This window comes from Paraburkholderia sp. RL17-380-BIE-A, from assembly GCF_046028085.1.
Lineage (GTDB): Bacteria > Pseudomonadota > Gammaproteobacteria > Burkholderiales > Burkholderiaceae > Paraburkholderia.
This window is the reverse complement of record NZ_JARESQ010000003.1, coordinates 378,894-394,380: the sequence shown is the minus strand read 5'-3', so window position 1 is coordinate 394,380 and position 15,487 is coordinate 378,894. Positions and strand designations below refer to the sequence as shown.

The following is a 15,487-nucleotide window of genomic DNA, read 5'->3' as shown; positions in this document are numbered from 1 at the left end:
ATCTTGCTGTGCGCCGATACCCGGCGCGAGGTCGCGTTCGCCATGCACAATCTCCAGCGGTATTCTTCCCGAAGGCCTCCAGTGCAGCGGCTACGGCCCCGTCACGACGGGCCGGCGCGGCTCGGGATGCGGCGCTTCTCGCCCGCCGCCTGTCCAGGCCGGCATGGAAAGCTCGATGAAATAAGTGGGTGTTCGGCCCGAATTGAGTTCGAGCGTTAAGAGTGAAAAATTATAACATGTGACCCTGCCGCGGAACGGCGCGAAACCGCGCCAGCAAGGCCGCCCGCTCCTTGTGCGACAAGGGTCCGGCGGCCCCTAACGCGTCGCGTCGAGTTGCTCGGCCAACCTCAGCAGCGCGTCCACGTGAGTGGCTACGCCTGGGTCGTAAAGCACCGCATCGCGGGCCCGTTCCGACGGCGCGCGACGCACGCCGTCGCGATGCGCCGCCACCGCCCGCTCGAGCGTGGCACGCAGATCCGCCACGTCGTCCGGTGCGAAAATGAATTTCGCGTGAGGGGCAATCGCATCGCAGCAGCCAATGGTCGACGGGAAAATGACCGGTGTCCCGCACATCACCGATTCGATACCGACCAGCCCGAACGGCTCATACGTGGATGCGAGGATCGTGAAATCCGCGGCCTGATAACACTCGGCGAGCTCCTTCACATAGCCGATATAGCGCAGCCGCCCGGACGTACGCGCGGGCGGCCGTCCGGCCACGGCCACCACCACGGGCAGCGCCGTGTCGCGCAGCGCGGCTTCGATAAGCGGCAAACCCTTGCGCTCATGGCTGCTCGACGGAAACAGCAGGACGATCTCGTCGTCGGCAAAACCATATTTGCGACGCAGGGTGGCGCGCGTCGCGGCGTCGGTCGGTGCGAAACGCGTGCCGTCCACGGGGGGGTACAACACGCGGATTTTCGCCTCGTCTACGCCGTACAGTTCGCGAAGTTCGTCGTGCATCAGTTGCGAATGCGCGACCACGACCTTCGAGCGCTCGTACTGACGGCGCTCGAGCGCAATCTGCCAGCGGTCCGAACGCTTCTGCGCACGCCCTGTCGCCCGTAAAAAGCCGAGATGCGTGCCGCCGCAGATCGCCATGTCGGACGAGTCGACGCGGTTGCAGCCGATCAGCACATCGACTTGCGCCGCGCGACGTGCGCCGCGCAGCCGCCATGAAAACCAGCGGTCGCGCAACTTGCCCGGCAGAAACGACACGTTGATGCGGTGTGGCTCGACCATCGCGTATTCCGCCAGCGACGCATCGAAGCGACGCGCAAAGAAAGCCGGCTCGATGCCGCGCGCGGCGAGGCCGCGCACCAGGTCCATGGCGTAGCGCTCTAGGCCGCCGCTGTGCTGCAGCGCGTTACTGGAAAGTCCAAGTTTCTTCATTCAGCAGACAGCGCGAGCCAGCGCCTCGTCAAATGTTAAGGGGCAAGTCATGCGCGGTCCGCGCTGGCGAACCGCGTGAATGGAGACCCGAATGGCCGATCGACGTGTCGCGTGCGTTACGCCGCGCTCTGCTGGAACTGGATGCGGTGCAGATGCGCGTACAGCCCGTCTTTCGCCAGCAGTTCACGATGACTGCCGCTCTCGACGATCCGCCCCGCTTCCATCACCAGAATCCGGTTGGCACGCTCGATGGTCGACAGGCGGTGCGCGATGACGAGCGTCGTGCGGCCCTTCATCAGCGTTTCCAGCGCGGCCTGGACGTGGCGCTCGGATTCGGAGTCCAGTGCCGACGTTGCTTCGTCGAGGATCAGGATCGGCGCGTCCTTGTAGATCGCCCGCGCAATCGCCAGACGCTGCCGCTGGCCGCCCGAGAGCATCATGCCGTTGTCGCCGACCAGCGTTTCGATGCCTTTCGGCATGGCCTCGACGGTGTCCCACAGGTTGGCCGCGCGCAACGCCGCCTTGACCTTGTCTGGATCGGCGACCTGTCCGTACGCGACGTTATTGGCGACCGTGTCGTTGAACAACACCACGTCCTGACTCACCATCGCGATCTGGCTGCGCAGCGCGTGCAGATCGTATTCGGGGATCGCGACGCCATCGACCAGAATCTGACCGCCGCTCGGATCGAAAAAGCGCGGCAGCAGATTCACCAGCGTGGTCTTGCCGCTGCCCGACGGGCCCGCGAGCGCGACCATTTCACCCGGCGCCACCCTGAACGACACCTGGTCGAGCGTGTGGCGGTTGTGCGTGGCGTTCGCGCTGTAGTTGAACGAGACGTCGCGGAACTCCACTTCGCCGCGCGCGCGTTCCAGCGGCTTGCCGCCGCCTTCCGGTTCGGACGGCTCGTCGATCAGGCCGAAAATCAGCTCGCACGCCGTCATGCCGCGCTGCAGCGGCTGGTTCACGTCCATCAGGTGCTTGAGCGGCGAGATGATCAGCAGCATCGACGTGACGAAGGCGACGAAGCCGCCCACCGTGGTCTGATCCGACGACGACTGCACCACCGCGATCGTAATCACCACGGCGAGCGCGATCGACGCGAGGAACTGCGTCAACGGTTGCGCGAGTCCACCGGACACGGTCATGCGCATGGCATAGCCGCGCAGACGCTTGCTCATCGACTCGAAGCGATCCATCTCGTACTGCTCGCCGTTGTGCACCTTGACGACCTTGTAGCCGCCCACCGACTCTTCGACGATGTACGACAGCTCATTGGTCAGCAACTGATGCTCGCGGTTCAGACGGCGCAGGCGGCGGTTGATCTTGCCGACCAGCCAGCCGATCGCCGGCAGCAGCACCGCGACGATCAGCGTCAGACGCCAGTTCAGATAGAACAGATAGCCGAGCAGGAAGACCACGGTGAGCGAATCGCGCACCAGCGTGACCAGCACACTCAGCAGCACGTTGAGAATCTGGTTCACCTCGAAGACGATCGCGTTGATCACCGTGCTCGCGGTTTCGCGCTGGAAGAACGCGACGCTCGTATGAATCATGCGGCTGAACATCTTCAGACGCAGATCGAGCAGGATCTTGTTCGTCACGTAGGCAAGCAGATACCCGGATGCATATTGCGACAGGCTGCGCACCAGCGCGAGGCCGATCACCGCGGCCGGCACGAACCACTTGGTTTTGTCGTTGGCATGCGCGCCGAAGCCCTTGTCCAGCAAAGGCTTGAGCAACGCGGGAATCGCCGCGTCGGTCGCGGCGCTGACGGCCATTGCAACGATTGCGCCGAGGAGAACCCAGATCAGCGGCTTGATATACGGCCACAGCCTTTTAAAGACGACGGAGGGAGACGACGCCTCACCTGTACCGATGGGTTTGCTTAACGTTGGCTTCGCGCTCAAGGAATCCTCTGAGAATGCGGGACGGCAACCGCGCGGCAGACGGAATGCCGGCCGGGCGGAATATCAAAAAAGAGCATTGTAAACGGTTGGGGATGGGCGTCGGCGGTTGGGGATCGGCTGTGTATACTTCGGCAACTCGCTTCGGCAACTCGCTTCGGCCACTCGCTTCGGCAGCCCGCTTATGCCCGCTGCTTCGCGCAACATGCCTGGGGGGCGCCGGCTGGTGCGAAGCGTTCCGTCATTTTGCCCTTCACGCTACTCAGGTATGCAAGAAACCACCCTCGGCGTCGCCATCATCACCAAAAACGCGGCGGCGCGGCTGGCTGAATGCCTGCAAGCCGTGGCGTTCGCCGATCAGATCGTCGTGATCGACGGCGGCAGCACGGACGGCACCGCCGACATCGCTCGCTCGCACGGCGCTCGCGTGATCGAACAGACCGACTGGCCGGGCTACGGCCCGCAAAAGAATCGCGCGGTCGACGCGCTCGGCACCGGTTGGATTCTTTCGATCGACGCCGACGAAATCGTCTCACCGGAGCTGGCCTCAGCGATCCGCGCGGCGCTGGCCGCCCCCACCGCCGACGTTTATGCGGTAGACCGGCTGTCGAGTTTTTGCGGGCATTGGATTCATCACAGCGGCTGGTATCCGGACTGGATTCCGCGTCTGTTCAAACGTGGCGCCGCGCGCTTCTCCGACGACCTGGTGCACGAGCGGCTGGTGTTCGACACGCCGGCGCAGCGTCTCACCGGCAAGCTGATGCATTACTCGTACGAGGACTTCGAAGGGGTGCTGCGCAAGCTCGACGCATATTCGACCGCGGGCGCCCAGCAACGTCACGTGGCGGGCCAGCGAGGCAGCTTCGGCAAGGCGCTCGGGCGCGGCGCGTGGGCGTTCGTGCGGACTTATTTGCTGCGTCGCGGTTTTCTGGACGGCCGCGCCGGTTTCATGATCGCGGTGTTCAATGCGGAGACGGTGTATTACCGCTTTTTGAAGCTGGCGCGCTTGAGGGAGAAGGCGCGGCGCTAGCTTTCGGGGCATGGGTCGCCAATCACCGTCGGTTGGTCTAGCCGGCTGATTGCCTCGCGCCCATGAAAGATCACTCGCCTGATAACGCGGCGTGCTTAGCGGCACTCGCTCATGCCCGCGTCGCAGGGATTCGCCGCTGCGAGTCACAGTCGGGTTTTGCCGCGCCATTGGCGCGGCAAAAGCCAGCATCAACCCACCATCAATACACGATCTCGATCGAGCTTCCGGCGAACTCGCCGCGCAACGCCGCGAGCAGTTCGTCGGTCGGCTTCACGCGCCACGCGTCGCCCAGACGCATTTCACCTTCCGCGTTCTGGCTGCGATACACCACCTGCACGGCGAGCCCGTTCGGAATCTGTACCGCCTGACGCTGCCCGCCGCCGCCGTAGCCGCCACCATTGCGGCCACCACCGTTGCCACCGCCGTTCCCGCCGCGCGATGAAGCCGCCGGCGCCGCTGCCGCCGGCGGTTCGTCCTTGCCTGCGCTATGCGCTTCAAGCACACGACGCAATGCCAGCGCGTCCGCGTTGCCGTTCATCTGCACCTTCACGGCCTCAGCGTAACGGCAGCGTGCGCGGCCGAGGTCCATGACCGTGTCGACAGTGAAGCGAATCCCGCCGGTAAACGCGTCGTTACGCGCCTGGCCCTGCACGACCAGCAGTTCGTCTTCCTTGAACAGCTGCTTGTGCGCTTCGAACGTTTCGTTGAAAACCGTGACTTCGCATTGCCCGGTGCCGTCGTCGAGCAGCGCGATCAGCATCTTGCCGCGCTGGGTCATCTGCGTGCGCAGCGACGCGATCACACCCGCGACCAGCTTGTCGCGGCCTTCCTTCAACTCGCCGATCTTCTGGCGCACGAAGCGGCGCACTTCGTTCTTGTAGGCGTCGAACAGATGGCCCGACAAATAGAAGCCGAGCGCGGCCTTCTCTTCCTGCAGCTTTTTCTTTTCCGGCCATTCCGGCTCGTCGACCAGTTCGTGACCTTGCGACGGCGCGTCGCCCATGTCGAACAGGCCCGCTTGCAGCGCGTTGGCGCTCGCCTGCTCGGCGGCTTCCATGGCGAGCGAAACGGACGCGATCAGTTGCGCGCGGTTCGCATGCAAGGTGTCGAACGCGCCAGCGCGGATCAACGCTTCAACCGTGCGGCGATTGACGATGCGGCGGTCGACCCGGTTGCAGAAATCGAAAATATCGATGAACGGACCGTCTTCGCGCGCGCGCAGAATTTCTTCGATCGCGTTCTGGCCGCTGCCCTTGATTGCGCCGAGGCCGTAGCGGATCGTTTTCGAGCGCTTGCCGTCAGGCTCGGCGACCGGCTCGAAGCGATACGCGGACAGATTCACATCCGGCGGCAGCACCGCCATCTTGTTCGTGAGACAGTCTTCGAACAGGATCTTGACCTTGTCCGTGTCGTCCATGGCGAGCGACATATTCGCCGCCATGAATTCCGCCGGATGGTGCGCCTTCAGCCATGCGGTGTAATACGCCAGCAGCGCGTACGCGGCCGCGTGCGACTTGTTGAAGCCGTAGCCCGCGAACTTCTCCATCAAGTCGAAGATTTCGTCGGCCTTCTCAGCGGTCAGACCGTTCTTCGCGGCGCCCTGGCGGAACAACTCGCGATGTTCGGCCATTTCCTCGGCCTTCTTCTTACCCATCGCGCGACGCAGCAAGTCGGCGCCGCCCAGCGAATAGCCGCCGATGATCTGCGCCATCTGCATGACCTGCTCCTGGTAGACCATGATGCCGTAGGTCTCTTTCAGAACAGATTCGACACGCGGATCCGGATATTCCACCACTTCGCGGCCGTGCTTACGCGCGCAGAAGCTCGGAATCAGGTCCATCGGGCCCGGACGGTACAACGCGACCAGCGCGATGATGTCCTCGAAGCGGTCAGGCTGCGCGTCTTTCAGCATGCCCTGCATGCCGCGGCTTTCCAGCTGGAACACGGCGACCGTATTCGCTTTCTTCAGGATCGAGAACGACGCCGGGTCGTCGAGCGGCACTTGCCCGAGCGACCAGTCCTGCTTGGACGGATCGAGACGCCGGATATAGCGCTCGGCCCAGTCGAGAATCGTGAGCGTGGTCAGACCCAAGAAGTCGAACTTCACGAGGCCGACGGCTTCGACGTCGTCCTTGTCGTACTGGCTCACCACGCCGCTTTCGTCGCCCTGCGTGTACAGCGGACAGAAATCGGTCAGCTTGCCGGGCGCGATCAGCACGCCGCCCGCGTGCATGCCGACGTTACGCGTCAGCCCTTCCACGCGCTGCGCGAGTTCGAGCAGCTGATGCACTTCGTCTTCGTTGTCGAAGCGCTCCTGCAGCAGCGGCTCTTCCTTCATCGCGTCGGCAATGGTGACGTGCTTGCCCGGCTTGAACGGAATCAGCTTGGCGATGCCATCCGTGAACATATAGCCGAGATCGAGCACGCGGCCGATGTCGCGCACCGCAGCCTTCGCCGCCATCGTGCCGAACGTGGCGATCTGCGACACGGCGTCCGCACCGTACTTTTCCTTCACGTACTGGATCACGCGATCGCGGCCGTGCTGGCAGAAGTCGATGTCGAAGTCGGGCATGGACACCCGCTCCGGATTCAGGAAACGTTCGAACAGCAGGTTGTAGCGCAGCGGATCGAGGTCGGTCACGCCGAGCGCGTATGCGACCAGCGACCCGGCGCCCGAGCCCCGGCCCGGACCGACCGGCACGCCGTTGTTCTTCGCCCAGTTGATGAAGTCCGCCACGATCAGGAAGTAGCCGGGAAAGCCCATCTTGATGATCGTGCCGCACTCGAATTCGAGGCGCTCGTAGTACGTGGCACGTTGCGCCGCGCGTTCGGCTTCGTCCGGATAAAGCTGCTCGAGACGCTTTTCGAGGCCCTCTTTCGACAGATGCACGAGGTAGTCGTCGAGCGACATGCCGTCGGGCGTGGGGAAGAGCGGCAGCTTCGGCTTGCCGAGTTCGAGCGTGAGGTTGCAACGCTTGGCGATTTCCACCGAGTTGGCGAGCGCCGACGGAATGTCCGCGAACAGCGCGGCCATCTCTTCCTGTGTGCGGAAATACTGCTCGGACGTAAAGCGCTTCGGGCGGCGCGGATTGGCCAGAATGTCGCCTTCGGAAATACACACGCGCGCTTCGTGCGCGGTGAAGTCGTCCGGCGTCATGAACTGCATGGGATGCGTGGCGACCACCGGCAGTTTCAGCGACGCCGCGAGTGCGACCGCCTGCTGCACGTAGTGCTCGCCGCCGGGCTGACCGCAGCGCTGCAACTCGATATAAAAGCCGCCCGGGAATACCTTCGCCCAATGCAGCGCGTTGCGCTTTGCCGCTTCTTCGTTACCCGCCGCGAGCGCGAGGCCGATGTCGCCCTGCTGCGCGCCGGACAACGCGAGCAGCCCTTCGCCGAGACCCGTTTCGAGCCAGCCGGCCTCGACTTCCGCGCGACCGCGATACTGGTTGGTGAGCGACGCCTTGCTGAGCAGTTCGCACAGGTTCAGGTAGCCGCGCCGGTCCTTGACCAGCAGCAGCAAACGGGAAGGCTTGTCGCGGTCGTCCGGATTGGTGATCCAGACGTCGCAGCCGGCAATGGGTTTGACCCCTTTGCCACGGGCTTCCTTGTAGAAACGGACGAGGCCGAATGCGTTGCCGAGATCGGTGAGGGCGAGCGCGCCCTGGCCGTCTTTGGCGGCGGCCTTGACGACGTCGTCGAGGCGCACGATGCCATCGGCAATCGAGAATTCGGAGTGAACGCGGAGATGAACGAAGCGGGGATCTGACATGGGCGACATTGTAACTCCACCGTTCCGGAGTTTTCAGGCCAAAACCGCTCGTTGGCCGTCCGGCTTAGGGCGCAAACGCGCGAGCCGCGTGCACAGGCGTTTCTGAGGTGGCGGAGCATGCGGACGTCCGCCTGAGCGCGGCAAATCGACAGCAAGTTCGAGAACGATTTGCGCTACCGCAACCCGCTGGCCATTCGGCCGAGTCGGGGAACGCGCCGGGTTGAGAGATAATAGGGGTTTCGCCCCATTCGACGTGGCCGTGCCGCGTGGCGCCTGAAGGCGGGAGCCCAATGCGCCCCGTTTTCCGCAACGCCGGTCACCTCTTACCGCTGGACACTTATGAGTATCGTCAACCTCTCTTCGTATCAATTTGCGACTATCGAAGACACCGCCGCATGGCGCCCGTTCGTCACGGAGCGCTGCAATGCGCTCGGCCTGAAGGGCACTGTTCTGCTGGCGCCGGAAGGCATCAACCTGTTCGTCGCCGGCACGCGTGAGGCTACGGACGCGTTCATCGACTACATCCGTCACGACGCGCTGTTCGAAGGCAAGTTCGCGAATTTGCAGTTCAAGGAAAGCCTGTCGGAGAAGCAGCCGTTCACGCGCATGCTGGTCAAACTCAAGCGCGAGATCATCACAATGAAAAAACCGGCCATCCGGCCGGAGCTAGGCCGTGCGCCGTTCGTCGACGCGCCCACGCTGAAAAACTGGCTGGACCGCGGTCACGACGATCAAGGCCGCCCCGTCGTGATGCTCGACACGCGCAACGCATTCGAAGTCGACGTCGGCACGTTCGATAACGCGCTCGACTACCGCATTACGAAATTCAGCGAGTTTCCCGAAGTCATCGAGCAGAATCGCGCCGATCTGGAAGGCAAGACGGTTGTGTCGTTCTGCACGGGTGGGATTCGCTGCGAGAAAGCGGCGATCCACATGAAGGACGTGGGCATCGAGAACGTGTACCAGCTCGAAGGCGGCATTCTGAAGTACTTCGAGGAAGTGGGCGGAGCCCACTATCACGGCGACTGCTTCGTGTTCGACTACCGCACCGCGCTCAATCCTCAACTTGAGCCCAGCAAGACGACGCAATGCTTCGGCTGCCGCGCCGTGGTTTCGCCGGAAGCGCAACAATCGCCCATGTACGTGGCGGGCAAGACGTGTCCGGAATGTCATCCGGACAGCAAGGCGGCACGCGCCGCGTGATGGTGGCCGCGCAGCCGGCGCAACAATCGGGCCGAGGCTTGCGGGCCGGGGCCAAGGCCGGCATGCCCTACCGCGGACGTTTCGCGCCGTCGCCCACCGGCCCGCTACATTTCGGCTCGCTGGTCAGCGCGCTTGCAAGCTGGCTGGACGCGCGTGCGAATCGGGGAGCGTGGCTCGTGCGCATTGAAGACATCGACGGCCCGCGCACCGTGCCGGGCGCCGCCGAAGACATTCTCGCCACCCTCGAACGCTTCGGCATGCAGGCAGACGAACCGCCTGTCTGGCAAAGCAAACGCCTCGCGCGCTACCAGCAGGCGCTGGAGGAATTGAAGGCCGGCGGCATGATCTATCCGTGTGGCTGCACGCGCAAGGAAATCGCCGACTCGCTGCTGCACGCGCATGCGCGCAACACCACCCTCGCCTATCCCGGCACCTGCCGCGAAGGCCTGCATGGCAAACCGGCGCGCGCATGGCGACTGCGCGTGCCCGACGGCGACGCCGCGATCATCACGTTCGAGGACCGCTGGCAAGGCACGCAGACACAGAACCTGGCCACCGAGGTGGGCGATTTCGTGCTGAAGCGCGCGGACGACCAATGGGCGTATCAACTGGCGGTGGTCGTCGACGACGCGGACGCGGGCATCACGCACATTGTGCGCGGCGCGGATTTGATGGATTCAACGGCACGGCAGATCTATTTGCAGCGCTGCCTGGGCGTGCCGACGCCTGAGTATTTGCATGTGCCCGTCGTCATGAACGAACAGGGCGAAAAACTCAGCAAGCAGAACGGCGCCACGGCGCTGGACAGCGATAAGCCACTCGACGCGCTGAGCGCGGCGGCGCGGCATCTGGGGCTCAAGCTGGAAAGCGCTGCGGACCATACAACGCTAGACGGCTTTTATGCCGCCGCCACGGTGGCATGGGCAAAACGAATGGGATTACCCGCAGCAGGATAACCGCGATTCGCGCCTGGATCAGGAAGACGACGGCGACTTTCTCGGCATTCCGAACCCGCCCAACAGCGCCGCCAACGGCTGCTTGGAAGCGGACTTCTGCGGCGCGGCCGAAGCAGCGTCGGCCTCCTCGACCTTGCGAACCGAAGCAGGCGACGGCTCATACGGCTTCAGGAAGAAATCATCCACCGGTTGCGCGCGATGATGATGCGGCCGGTCGAACGAACCCGACGACGCACCCGTGCGCCGACGGCTGCCGCGATCTTCGCGCCCTTCCCGCCCTTCGCTGCTACGCTCGCGACGCGGCGCCCGCTCTTCATGGTGGTGGCGCACCGGCGCTTCCACCGTCAGGCGTTGCACGTCCAACGGACGCTTGATCAACTTCTCGATATCGGCAAGCTGCTTGCGCTCGTTCGGGCTGCACAGCGACAAGGCGTCGCCGGAAGCACCCGCGCGGCCGGTACGGCCGATCCGGTGCACGTAGTCTTCCGCATTGAACGGCAGATCGAAGTTGATCACCGCCGGCAGTTCGGCGATATCGAGGCCGCGTGCGGCGACGTCTGTCGCCACCAGCGCTTCGATCTCGCCGCGCTTGAACGCGTCGAGCGCCTGCATCCGTTCATTCTGCGAGCGGTCGCCGTGAATCGCTGTCGCCACCACGCCGTCGCGCTCGAGGCTGCGCGCGAGACGGCTCGCGCCGATCTTGCTATTGCAGAACACGATCACCTGCTTGAGGCTGCGCTCGCGAATCAGTTGCACGACCGCGCCGGTTTTGTCGCCTTCGGCGACTTCAAAGACGATCTGCGTTACGTTGGTCGCAGTCGAGTTGCTGCGCGCGACTTCAATGGTTTGCGGATTGTGCAGATAAGTGGCAGCGAGTTTCTTGATTTCGCCCGAGAACGTGGCCGAAAACAGCAGCGTCTGACGCTCTTTCGGCAGCAGGTTCAGAATGCGCTGCAGATCCGGCAGGAAGCCCATGTCGAGCATGCGGTCGGCTTCGTCGAGCACGAGAATCTGCACCTGGCCGAGGTTGGCGGTCTTCTGTTGCACGTGATCGAGCAGACGGCCTGGCGTGGCGATCAGAATCTCGACGCCGCGGCGCAGTTGCTCCGATTGCGGATTCATATCCACGCCGCCGAACACCACTGCGCTGCGCAGCGCAGTGTGCTTCGCATACGACTGCACGTTCGCGGCGACCTGGTCGGCCAGTTCGCGGGTCGGCGTGAGGATCAGCGCGCGCACCGGATGGCGGGCCGGTGACGCGCTCGTGCTCGCCTGCGGCAAGAGGCGCTGGATGATCGGCAGCGAGAAACTCGCGGTCTTGCCGGTGCCGGTTTGCGCGGCGCCCATGACGTCGCGGCCGGCCAGCACGACGGGAATCGCCTGCGCCTGGATCGGCGTGGGGATGGTGTAGCCCGATTCTTTGACGGCTTTCAGGATGTCGGGCGCGAGACCGAATTGATCAAAAGTCGCAGTGCTGGGCGTGACGGCTGTGTCGGACATGGTGGCTTTCGCTAAAAATGCGCTTTGCGCGTGCGCGCGGCAGCGGTCGGAACCGCAGAGGGCATTGTGATGAAGGCGGAGCCACGGCGTTCCGCACGGGACCCGATAGTATTGCGGGAAAAAATGCGGCCGGCTCCGGCCGGCGGAAACACCCGCCGGAAAGGCCGGTATTGTAGCACTTCAGCAAAAACACTCATGGCGCATGTGCCGGCTTTCTGCTTACGCCGGCGAAAGCCGGGGCGCCGGCACTCGGGCCCCCCCATGCGCCGTCGCGCTTCGCTCGCAGCGTAGTGGGCTCAGACGACAGTTGCGTGACAGCCGTCCTACCACGTCTCGCGCATCACCATCAGGCGCAGCTCGGTCATGTCCTCGATCGCGTAGCGCACGCCTTCACGCCCCAACCCGGAATCCTTCACGCCGCCGTACGGCATGTTGTCGACCCGGAACGACGGCACGTCGTTGATCACCACACCGCCCACGTCGAGTTTGTCCCACGCGCGATGCGCATGCGCGAGCGAATCCGTGAACACGCCCGCCTGCAGGCCGAAGTCGCTGTCGTTGACGGTCGCGAGCGCGGCGTCGAAATCGTCGAAGCGCTCCAGAATCGCCACCGGCCCGAACGCTTCCTTGCGATACAGATCGGTGTCGCGTTTCACGCCTTCGAGCAGCGTGGCCTCGAACATCGCGCCCTCGACCTTGCCGCCGGCAATGATTTTCGCGCCCGCCTGCACCGCGCTTTCCATCCAGCCGGCGAGGCGTTTGGACTCCGATTCGGAGATCATCGGCCCGACAAAGGTCTTTTCGTCTTTCGGATCGCCCATCACGAGCGATTTGGTCTTGGCAATGAGCTTCTCGCGCAAGGCGTCATACAAACTGGCGTGGACGAGAATCCGCTGCACGCCGATGCAGCTCTGCCCCGACTGATAGAACGCGCCGAATGCGAGCCGGTCGACCACATAGTCGAGCTTTCCGCCCTGATCGCCGTCGACGATCGCAGCCGCGTTGCCGCCCAATTCCAGAATCACCTTTTTCTTGCCCGCCTTCTTCTTCAAATCCCAGCCCACCGCGGGCGAGCCGGTGAAGGACAGCAATTTGAAGCGCTCGTCGGTGGTGAAGAGATCGGCGCCGTCGCGATGCGCGGGCAGAATCGAGAATGCGCCTTTGGGCAGATCGGTTTCCGCCAGAATCTCGCCCATGATGAGCGCGCCGACCGGCGTGCGGCTCGCCGGCTTCAACACGAACGGCACACCTGCCGCGATAGCCGGCGCGACCTTGTGCGCGGTCAGGTTCAGCGGAAAGTTGAACGGCGAAATAAACGAGCACGGGCCGATCGGCACGCGCTTCACGTAGCCGTGGTAGCCCTTGGCGCGCGGCGAAATCTCCAGATTGACGATCTCGCCGTCGATGCGCACCGACTCCTCCGCGGCCACCTTGAACGTATCGATCAGGCGCGTGACCTCGCCTTTCGAGTCGTTGATCGGCTTGCCGGCCTCGATGCACAGCGCGAGCGCCAGTTCGTCGTAGCGCTCGCGAAAGCGCTTCACGCAATGTTCGAGCACCGCCTGGCGTTTGAACGGCGGAAAAGCGCGCAGCGCGGGCATGGCCTCGACGGCGTGGCCGATCGCTTTGTCGATCGCGGCGGCGTCGGCCATCGCCACGCGGGTGGCGACTTCGCCGCTGAATTTATCGGTGACTTCGAGATCGGTGTTGGCGGCCACCGCAACGTTGGCGAGATAGTACGGGTAGGTCTTGTTCAACATGATGCGTCTCCTTGATCCGATACCTGTAGAAGCAAGACTGCCAGCAAGGGGCATGCCCCTTGGCTGCTCATTGGCTGCTCACTTGCCACTAGTGTGCCGTTCGCGTGCCGCGCACTAGCCGCGCCCATTTTCCGCTCGCCTGTCAGTCGCCGGTGAAGCCACCCGCCGTTCATAGTTGCGCCGACAGCCGCTTGATCTCGCGATTCAGCACGCGCTCGTTGTCGGAATAGTCGATCGGCAGATCGATCACATGTACGCCCGGCGTCACGAAACATTCGCGCAGCAGCGGCGCGAACTCCGCCGCCGATTCGATACGGTGACCCTTTGCCCCATAGCTCTGCGCATACGCGACGAAATCCGGGTTGCTCAGCGTCATGCCGTAATCGGGGAAGTTCATGTTTTCCTGCTTCCAGCGGATCATGCCGAACGCGTCGTCGCGCAAAATCAGAATCACCAGATCCAGCCTCAGACGCACCGCCGTTTCCAGTTCCTGCGAATTCATCATGAAACCGCCGTCGCCGCACACGGCCATGACCTTGCGGTCCGGATGCACGATCTTGGTGGCGATCGCGGACGGCAGCCCCGCGCCCATCGAAGCCAACGCGTTGTCGAGCAGCAGTGAATTCGGTTCGTGCGCGCGGTAGTAGCGGGCGAACCAGATCTTGTACATGCCGTTGTCCAGACATACGATGCCGTCCACCGGCGTGGTCTCGTACACGTCGTTGACGATCCGTACCGGATACATGGGAAAACGATCGTCGTGCTGGCCCTTGATCAGATGCGCCTCGAAGTGCTCCTTGATTTCCTTGAAGCGCGTGAAGTCCCAATGCTCCTGGCGCTCCTTGAGACTTTCCTTGAGTTGCCACACGGCGTTGGCGATATCGCCGACCACTTCGATCTGCGGGAAGTACACCGTGTCGACCTCGGCGCCGAGGAAGTTGACGTGAATCACCGTCTTCTCGCCGGCCTCGCCGCTGCGCATGAAAAACGGCGGCTTTTCGATCACGTCGTGACCGACATTGATGATGCAGTCCGCGTGGTCGATCGCGCGGTGCACGAAGTCGCCGTCGGAGAGCGTCGCGTTGCCGAGCCACATGGGATGCGATTCGTCGATCACGCCCTTGCCCATCTGCGTGGTGAAGAACGGAATGCCGATCTGGTCGACGAACTCGCGCAGCATCTTGGTGGTCGTCTTGCGATTGCCGCCCGCGCCGATCATCAATAACGGATGCTTCGCGCGGGTGATCGCCTCGACCGCGTGCGCCACGGCTTTTTCCTCGGCGATGGGACGGCGGCTGTAGCTCTTCGGAATCGGCTTGCCGTCGCCTTCTTCATGCGCGACGTCTTCCGGCAACTCGAGGTGAGTGGCGCCGGGCCGCTCTTCTTCCGCCTGACGCACCGCCTCGCGCACCGCCGCCGGGATATTGCTGACCGACACGATCTGCCGCGTGTATTTGGTCAGCGGCTCCATCATGCGCACTACGTCGACGATCTGAAAATGCCCTTGCTTGCTCGCCTTGATCGGTTTTTGCCCGGTGACCATCAGCATCGGCATGCCGCCCAGTTGCGCGTACGCCGCGGCTGTCACGAGGTTGGTCGCGCCCGGGCCCAGGGTCGCCAGGCACACGCCGATGCGCCCCGTGAGACGCCCGTAAGTGGCGGCCATAAAACCGGCCGCCTGTTCATGACGCGTGAGGATCAGACGGATTTTCGAGCGGCGCAGCGATTCGAGCAGATCGAGGTTTTCTTCACCGGGAATACCGAACACATACTCGACACCTTCGGCTTCCAGCGATTTGACGAACAGGTCCGATGCTTTCATTGAGGGTCTCGCTTGATGATACGGACGCGGGCCGCGACCCCTTGCCGGGGTCCGGAAACGGACGATCGAAAGACGACGACGGCCATGCGGACACCGCCCGGCATGGCTTGATGGCATAACGTGAGCGCGCTGCAGATGCCACGCC

Annotated in this window: 9 protein-coding genes; 3 read left to right on the top strand and 6 right to left on the bottom strand. The window is 63.6% G+C overall.

The annotated features are described in order from the left end of the window. Window positions 1-315 precede the first annotated feature (315 nt). Both P0D68_RS07020 and msbA read right to left on the bottom strand, forming a co-directional pair. A complete protein-coding gene (locus tag P0D68_RS07020) occupies window positions 316-1,392 on the bottom strand; it encodes a glycosyltransferase family 4 protein (RefSeq protein WP_408297131.1) in 1,077 nt (358 codons plus the stop codon). 116 nt (window positions 1,393-1,508) lie between these two features. Next, window positions 1,509-3,302 carry a lipid A export permease/ATP-binding protein MsbA gene (gene msbA, locus P0D68_RS07015; protein WP_091796076.1) on the bottom strand — a complete coding sequence of 598 codons (1,794 nt, stop codon included), beginning with the start codon at window positions 3,300-3,302 and terminating at the stop codon, window positions 1,509-1,511. A gap of 265 nt (window positions 3,303-3,567) precedes the next feature. Between msbA and P0D68_RS07010 the strand changes: the two genes are divergently transcribed. Continuing rightward, the gene (locus P0D68_RS07010) at window positions 3,568-4,329 is read left to right on the top strand and encodes a glycosyltransferase family 2 protein (RefSeq protein ID WP_408297133.1); all 762 of its coding nucleotides are present in this window, start codon (window positions 3,568-3,570) and stop codon (window positions 4,327-4,329) included. A gap of 199 nt (window positions 4,330-4,528) precedes the next feature. Here the strand turns inward: P0D68_RS07010 and dnaE are convergent, their stop codons facing one another. Continuing rightward, window positions 4,529-8,110 (bottom strand): DNA polymerase III subunit alpha, encoded by a 3,582-nt coding sequence (gene dnaE / locus P0D68_RS07005; RefSeq protein WP_408183368.1) that lies wholly within the window; start codon window positions 8,108-8,110, stop codon window positions 4,529-4,531. A gap of 330 nt (window positions 8,111-8,440) precedes the next feature. Here dnaE and P0D68_RS07000 point away from each other — a divergent pair, with 330 nt between their 5' ends. Both P0D68_RS07000 and gluQRS read left to right on the top strand, forming a co-directional pair. Next, a complete protein-coding gene (locus P0D68_RS07000; RefSeq protein WP_408297135.1) occupies window positions 8,441-9,304 on the top strand; it encodes a sulfurtransferase in 864 nt (287 codons plus the stop codon). Window positions 9,305-9,366: 62 nt separating this feature from the next. Continuing rightward, window positions 9,367-10,260 (top strand): tRNA glutamyl-Q(34) synthetase GluQRS, encoded by an 894-nt coding sequence (gene gluQRS, locus P0D68_RS06995; protein ID WP_408297496.1) that lies wholly within the window; start codon window positions 9,367-9,369, stop codon window positions 10,258-10,260. 18 nt (window positions 10,261-10,278) lie between these two features. On the opposite strand, the gene P0D68_RS06990 is transcribed toward gluQRS, so the two are convergent. The 3 genes from P0D68_RS06990 to P0D68_RS06980 form a co-directional block, all read right to left on the bottom strand. Next, window positions 10,279-11,760 carry a DEAD/DEAH box helicase gene (locus P0D68_RS06990; RefSeq protein ID WP_408297137.1) on the bottom strand — a complete coding sequence of 494 codons (1,482 nt, stop codon included), beginning with the start codon at window positions 11,758-11,760 and terminating at the stop codon, window positions 10,279-10,281. Window positions 11,761-12,083: 323 nt separating this feature from the next. After that, window positions 12,084-13,520, bottom strand: a complete 1,437-nt coding sequence (locus P0D68_RS06985) for an aldehyde dehydrogenase family protein (protein WP_408297139.1) — start codon at window positions 13,518-13,520, stop codon at window positions 12,084-12,086. A gap of 169 nt (window positions 13,521-13,689) precedes the next feature. After that, complete coding sequence (locus tag P0D68_RS06980) at window positions 13,690-15,342, bottom strand: acetolactate synthase large subunit (RefSeq protein WP_091796098.1); 1,653 nt, start codon at window positions 15,340-15,342, stop codon at window positions 13,690-13,692. Between the last annotated feature and the right edge of the window lie 145 nt (window positions 15,343-15,487).

Excerpts from the sequence above, each read along its gene's own strand:
- P0D68_RS06990 (WP_408297137.1), bottom strand. The coding sequence starts at position 11,760 with ATGTCCGACACAGCCGTCACGCCCAGCACTGCGACTTTTGATCAATTC.
- P0D68_RS07000 (WP_408297135.1), top strand. The coding sequence starts at position 8,441 with ATGAGTATCGTCAACCTCTCTTCGTATCAATTTGCGACTATCGAAGAC.
- P0D68_RS06980 (WP_091796098.1), bottom strand. The coding sequence starts at position 15,342 with ATGAAAGCATCGGACCTGTTCGTCAAATCGCTGGAAGCCGAAGGTGTC.
- P0D68_RS06985 (WP_408297139.1), bottom strand. The coding sequence starts at position 13,520 with ATGTTGAACAAGACCTACCCGTACTATCTCGCCAACGTTGCGGTGGCC.
- P0D68_RS07020 (WP_408297131.1), bottom strand. The coding sequence starts at position 1,392 with ATGAAGAAACTTGGACTTTCCAGTAACGCGCTGCAGCACAGCGGCGGC.
- dnaE (WP_408183368.1), bottom strand. The coding sequence starts at position 8,110 with ATGTCGCCCATGTCAGATCCCCGCTTCGTTCATCTCCGCGTTCACTCC.
- P0D68_RS07010 (WP_408297133.1), top strand. The coding sequence starts at position 3,568 with ATGCAAGAAACCACCCTCGGCGTCGCCATCATCACCAAAAACGCGGCG.
- gluQRS (WP_408297496.1), top strand. The coding sequence starts at position 9,367 with ATGCCCTACCGCGGACGTTTCGCGCCGTCGCCCACCGGCCCGCTACAT.